This is a genomic window from Streptomyces sp. NPDC005393 (genome assembly GCF_040606675.1).
Classification (GTDB): Bacteria; Actinomycetota; Actinomycetes; order Streptomycetales; family Streptomycetaceae; genus Streptomyces.
On sequence record NZ_JBEXFG010000006.1, the window covers coordinates 176,217 to 182,216 of the forward strand.

Consider the following 6,000-nt stretch of genomic DNA (forward strand, 5'->3'; position numbering starts at 1 on the left):
GTTACGACATGACGCGACAGGAACACAAGATCAGGGACGGCAACGCCGTCGAAGTACGGGGGCTGGTCAAGCACTTCGGCGACACCAAGGCCGTCGACGGAGTGGATCTGGACGTGCCGGAAGGCACCGTCCTCGGTGTGCTCGGCCCCAACGGCGCCGGCAAGACCACCCTTGTCCGCTGTCTGTCCACCCTGCTGGTGCCGGACGCCGGCACCGCCGTGGTGGCCGGGTACGACGTGGTGCGCCAGCCCCGGCAGCTGCGCCGCACCATCGGGCTGACCGGGCAGTACGCCTCGGTCGACGAGAAGCTCTCCGGCTGGGAGAACCTCTATATGATCGGCCGGCTGCTCGATCTCTCCCGTAAGGAGGCCCGCGGGCGCGCCGACGCGATGCTGGAGCGGTTCTCGCTCACGGACGCCGGCAAGCGGGCCGCGCGCACCTACTCCGGCGGTATGCGCCGCCGGCTCGACCTCGCCGCGTCCATGATCGGGCGGCCCGCCGTGCTCTATCTGGACGAGCCGACCACCGGTCTCGACCCGCGCACCCGCAACGAGGTGTGGGACGAGGTCAGGCGGATGGTCTCCGAGGGGTCCACGGTCCTGCTGACCACGCAGTACATGGAGGAGGCCGAGCAGCTCGCGAACGACCTGACGGTCATCGACCGCGGCAAGGTCATCGCCGAGGGCCGGGTGAACGAGCTCAAGGCCAAGGTCGGCGGCCGCACCCTGCAGATCCGCCCCTCCGACCCGGGCGAGCTGCACCGCATGGTGGGTGCCCTCGCACAGGCGGGGCTCGACGGCGTCGGCGGCGCGGCCGCGGATCTGGCGGAGGGGCTGGTCAATGTGCCGATCGTCAGCGATGAGCAGCTGACGGCAGTGATCGGCCTGCTCGGTGAGCGCGGCTTCGCGATCTCCGGAATCGACACCCGTCTGCCCAGCCTGGACGAGGTGTTCCTGGCCATCACCGGCCAGAAGACATCCACGCCGGAGGACGAGAACAAGAAGACGGACGCACTTGAGGAGGTTGCCGCATGAGTACGGCAACGATGACCGCGCCCGCGAAGGCGCTGCCCGACGAGGGGCGGATCGGGCTGCGTGCCAATCTGCGGCACATCGGCGCGCTGGTGCGCCGTAACGCCCTGCAGATCAAGCAGGACCCGGAGTCGATGTTCGACGCCCTGCTGATGCCGATCATCTTCTCGCTGCTGTTCGTGTATGTCTTCGGCGGCGCGGTGGCGGGCGGCGACCGGGGCGAGTACGTCAACTACTTCATCCCCGGGATGATGGCGATGGGCGGGCTGAACATCGCGATGTCGGTCGGCACGGGCGTCAACGACGACTTCAACAAGGGCGTCATGGACCGCTTCCGTACGATGCCGATCGCCCGCTCCTCGGTGCTGATCGCCAAGCTGATCGTGGAGACCGGCCGGATGATGGTGTCCACCGTCGTCCTGCTGACCATGGGCTTCATCATGGGGTTCGACCTCAAGACCGGTCCGGTCGAGCTGCTCGCCGCGGTCGCACTGGCCCTGGTCTTCGGCTCCTCGCTGACCTGGATTTTCATGCTGCTCGGCCTGTCGATGAAGACCCCCCAGGCCGTACAGGGAGTGGGGTTCCTCGTGATCATGCCGCTGCAGTTCGGCTCGTCGATCTTCGCCCCGACGATGACCATGCCGGGCTGGCTCCAGACCTTCACCAAGTACAACCCGCTGTCCCAGCTCGCGGACGGGGCGCGGGCGCTGACCAGCGGCCATGGCCCGATCGCGCATCCGGTGACCATGGTCCTGATCTGGGCGCTGGCCATCACGGCCATCACGGCTCCGCTCGCGGTGGCGAAGTTCCGCAACAAGACCTGAGCCACGGCTCACGTCCCATGCCGGCCCGCTCCGGCCGGGTGACCGGCCTTGGCCGTCGATCATGTGTGCCGCACAGGGGGCAGCGCACCTGGCCGACGGCCAAGGCCGTCGGCCCACCCTCCAGGTCCTGTCCGGGCACCGCCCGAGTACTCTTTCTCTGCCCGTCCTTCCCGGTTTGCCCCCAACCACCGGAGGGGCCTGTTGTGGAGACCTCCCCTTGTTCAGGAACAGAAAGTCGCTGTGGTGGCTGCTGGGGACGCCCCTCGCCTATCTCGGCGTCCTCCCGTTCGCCAACCGGGTGCACCCCACCGTGCTGGGCATCCCCTTTTCCGCGCTGTGGCTGCTGATCGCCACCTTCCTCACCCCGCTGTTCGTGTGGCTCGCCGCCCGGCGTGACCCCGTGTGGCAGGCGGCGCGGAATCACGGTGAGCGGAATCACGGTGAGGGGAATCACGGTGAGGGGAATCACGGTGAGGGGGAGGTCCGATGAGCGGGAACGCGATCGTCTCCGTCTCCGTCCTGGCCGTCTTCATGGTCGCCACCGTCGGCCTGGGCATCGCCGCCGCCCGCGGACGGGCCGGCGGCGATCTCGCCGAATGGTCCGTCGGCGGCCGCAGCATGGGCCTGGTGCTCACGCTCGTGCTGATGGCGGGCGAGACCTACACCAGCTTCAGCTACCTCGGCGCCGCCGGTTGGTCGTACACCAACGGGATCTCCGGCCTCTACGTCGTGGCCTATCTGTCCATCGGCATGACCGTCAGCTATCTGGTCGGCCCGATCCTGTGGTCGTACGCCCGCACGCACGGCCTGCACAACATCAGCGACATCGTGGCCCACCGCTTCGCCGCGCCGTGGTTCGGTGCGCTGATCGCCGTGCTCGCCACCGTCTTCGTGCTGCCGTACATCCAGCTCCAGATCACCGGTATGGGCGTGGTCGTCGCCACCGTGAGCTACGGCACGATCGGGCTGTCCCTCGCCTATCTGCTCGCCTTCCTCATCTCCGAGACCTTCATCCTGGTCAGCGGGTTGCGGGGCAGCGCCTGGGTGTCGGTGCTCAAGGACAGCCTGGTCGTCATCACCCTGGCGATCGTGTTCGTGTACGTACCGCTGCACTTCTTCGGCGGCTACGGCACGCTCCTGCACCGCATCACCGCCGAGCACAGTGCGTGGCTGACGCTGCCGGGACCGGCCGACAAGGCCCTCGGCCTGGGCTGGTTCATCTCCACCGCCATCCTCAACGGCGTGGTCTTCACGGTCTTCCCGACCCAGGTGGCGGGGTTTCTCGGGGCGCGCAGCGCGCAGGTGCTGCGGCGCAACGCGATCCTGATGCCCTTCTACCAGGTGCTGCTGTTCGTGCCGGTGCTGCTCGGCATGGCCGCGCTCTTCGTGGCCCCCGGGCTGAAGGACTCCAACCTGGCCCTGTTCGAGATGATCAGCAGGGAGATGCCCGCCTGGCTGCTCGGGGTGATCGGCGCCGCCGGTGCGCTGTCCTCGATCGTCCCCACGGCGGTCTTCATGCTGGTCATCGGGACGATGTGGGGCCGGTCGGTGCTGGGCGCGCATCCCCGTACGGCGCCGCGCCAGCGGCAGTTGTCGCAGGCGGTCGCGCTGCTCGCGGGCATCGTGGCGCTGGTGATGACCTACACCTTCCCCAACGCCCTGGTGCGGCTGTCGGTGCTCAGCTACGAGGGCATGGCACAGCTGCTGCCCGCCGTGCTGATCGCGCTGCTGTGGCGGCGGATGTCGGCGCTCGCGGCGGTCGCCGGGATCGCGGTGGGGGTGGTCCTCGTCTTCTGGTTCGTCTTCAGCGACCACGACCCGTTCCACGGCGTCAACGCCGGGCTGATCGCGCTCGCCGCCAATCTGTTGGTCACCGTCGGCGTCACCCTGCTGCGGCCGGACGACGCGCCCGCGGACCGGCTGGCGCGGCCCGAGGACGAGGCGGAGACGGCGGAGGAGAGGGAACTGGCGCCCAGCGGCTCCTGAGGCTCCTGAGGCTCCGCGAGTTCAGACGAGGGCGGTGGCCTGCTCCAGGGTGAGGCCGCCGCCCTCCGCGTACGCCCGCTCGTACGCCGCGTCGCCGAGCCCGGCCCGCGCCGCCGCCTCGGTGTTCGCACGGCCCGTCCGTTCGATGACCGAGACCCGGAAGTGCACAGGCTCGCGCAGCGCGTCGTACGCGCCCACCAGCCGCGCCGCGGTCTCGGTCCGCTCCGCGCCGCCGAGGACGCTCAGCGCCTCGGCCCCGGTCAGCAGCTGGGTCACCGGGATGAACGGCGCGATCAGCTCCGTCACCCTGTCGTTCGTCTTTCCCAGCGCCCCGCGCACCGTCACCAGCGCATCGCCGGGCCGCCCCTCCAGAAGGTCCAGCCAGGCCAGCATCCCCTCCGCCAAGCCCTGGAACAGATCCAGCGCCCGGACGCCGAACTCCCCGTGGAGCTTCAGCAAATGGGCCCGCGCCTCGGCGATACGGCCGGTGCTGCCGTACCGCTGCGCCAGATGCAGCCGGGCGTACGACAGGACCTCGGCGCCCGCATGCGAACCCTGCTCGACCACCTCGCTCAGGATCCGCTCGCCCTCCGCGGCCTCCTCCTCGTCCCCGAACTCCACGAACACCCCGGCCAGCCGGGACCGGAGCAGCAACATCTGCGCATGGGCCCCGAGCTTCTCGGCGTAACGGATCGCCGCGCGGTAGTCGTCGGCCGCCGCCGCGCCCTCACCGCGCTGCTCCCGTGCCTCGCCACGGCCCGTGAGCGCCTCCGCCGCGCCCCACGCGTCACCGAGTCGCGTGAAGATCTCCAGACTCTCGTCGGCGTCCGAGGCGGCGCCCCGGTCCCGGCCGCTCCGCTCGTTCATGATCTTGGACCGCAGCTGGAGGGTGAAGGCCAGCTCCCATGCGTAGCCCAGCTCCCGGCAGGTGCGCACCGCCTCCTCGACAATCGCCCCCAACCTGCCGAAGTCACCCTTCAGGATCACCGCGTAGAAGCACATCAGGCCCGGGATACGGCAGGTCTGCGGCAGCCCGGGGTGGTAGGCGGAAACGATTCCCTCCAGCTCGCGCTGCGCCTCGTCGCTCGTCACGGAGTAGAGGTCGCCCTCGATGTTGGCCAGCGCGAACAGCCGCACCCCGCGCCGCGCCTCCGCCAGCAGCTCGGGGGCCATCGGGGGCGGGGCGGCCGTGCAGCTCTCGTACAGCGGCCCCACCGGTGCCACCGGCGGGTCGAAGGGGCTGGGGCCCAGCCGCGCGGCGGCGACCGCCCACTGACGGGCCTCGGCGCGGTGGCCGCGCAGGTGCCAGAACCAGCCGAGCGAGAGCACCAGACACAGCGCCTCCTGCTCATCGCGCGCCGCCACGGCCCGGCGCAGCGCGGTGCGCAGATTCTCGTGCTCGGTCTCCAGCCGGTCCAGCCAGTCCCTCTGCGCCGGCCCGCGCAGCAGGGGATCGGCGGTGCGGGCCAGCTCCCGGTACGCGACCAGATGCCGCCCCTCGACCACCGCCCGCTCCCCCGCCTCGTCGAGCCGCTCCGCCGCGTACTCACCGACGGTCTCCAGCAGCCGGTACCGCATCCCCCCGCCGGCGCCGGGCGCGGCGACGACGAGCGACTTGTCGACCAGCGAGCCGAGCAGGGCGGCGACGTCGCGGGGATCGACGGGGTCGATCCCCGCGCCGCCGACCGGAGCGTACGGGGTCGCGCCGCCCGCCCGTCCCGCCGTCGGCCCCGCCGAGGCGGCCCCGCCCTGGCGGCCCGTCACGTCGTACGCGCCTACGGAGCCGGCCCCTGGCAGGCGCCCCGCGCCGGGCCCGCCGTACGGTGCCCGAGCGGCGCGGTCACCCGCGCCGGCCGGAGCGCCCGGCCACGCGTCGGCCACCCGTGCCGGCGCGCCCGGGGCCGGCGGCACGGCTTAGCCGTTTGGCGGTGGGCTCGACGAGGCCCAGCCAAACGGCTCGCGCTCACGCGGCGCATGGTCGCCAAGGGCCGTCCGTGGCGCGGCCGCAACGACATCTGGTTCACACCGGCGCCCCTGCTCGCCGCGGACCCCGCGCCCGCCGGGAAGCTGGCCTTCGTCTTCCCTGGTCTCGCTCGACGCGGAGACCGTGGAGATCACCCATGAAGCACTGCTTCACGCCTGGCCACGCCTGCGCGACT

At 71.0% G+C, this 6,000-nt stretch carries 5 protein-coding genes; 4 read left to right on the forward strand and 1 reads right to left on the reverse strand.

What is annotated here, in order from left to right; genetic code table 11:
- Positions 1-8: 8 nt before the first annotated feature.
- The 4 genes from ABZS71_RS09105 to ABZS71_RS09120 all read left to right on the forward strand — a co-directional run bounded on the left by ABZS71_RS09105 (position 9) and on the right by ABZS71_RS09120 (position 3,841).
- A complete protein-coding gene (locus ABZS71_RS09105) occupies positions 9-1,034 on the forward strand; it encodes an ATP-binding cassette domain-containing protein (RefSeq protein ID WP_355850291.1) in 1,026 nt (341 codons plus the stop codon).
- The gene (locus ABZS71_RS09110; RefSeq protein WP_355850294.1) at positions 1,031-1,855 is read left to right on the forward strand and encodes an ABC transporter permease; all 825 of its coding nucleotides are present in this window, start codon (positions 1,031-1,033) and stop codon (positions 1,853-1,855) included. Before ABZS71_RS09105 ends, ABZS71_RS09110 begins: the two co-directional genes overlap by 4 nt.
- A gap of 217 nt (positions 1,856-2,072) precedes the next feature.
- Positions 2,073-2,345 (forward strand): DUF3311 domain-containing protein, encoded by a 273-nt coding sequence (locus ABZS71_RS09115; RefSeq protein ID WP_356208525.1) that lies wholly within the window; start codon positions 2,073-2,075, stop codon positions 2,343-2,345.
- Positions 2,342-3,841, forward strand: coding sequence for a sodium:solute symporter family protein (locus ABZS71_RS09120; RefSeq protein WP_356208527.1), 1,500 nt, complete (start codon positions 2,342-2,344; stop codon positions 3,839-3,841). Before ABZS71_RS09115 ends, ABZS71_RS09120 begins: the two co-directional genes overlap by 4 nt.
- A 21-nt stretch (positions 3,842-3,862) precedes the next feature.
- Here ABZS71_RS09120 and ABZS71_RS09125 read toward each other — a convergent pair whose 3' ends face one another.
- On the reverse strand, positions 3,863-5,605 hold the full coding sequence (locus ABZS71_RS09125) for a hypothetical protein (protein ID WP_356208528.1): 1,743 nt from the start codon (positions 5,603-5,605) through the stop codon (positions 3,863-3,865).
- Positions 5,606-6,000: the final 395 nt, after the last annotated feature.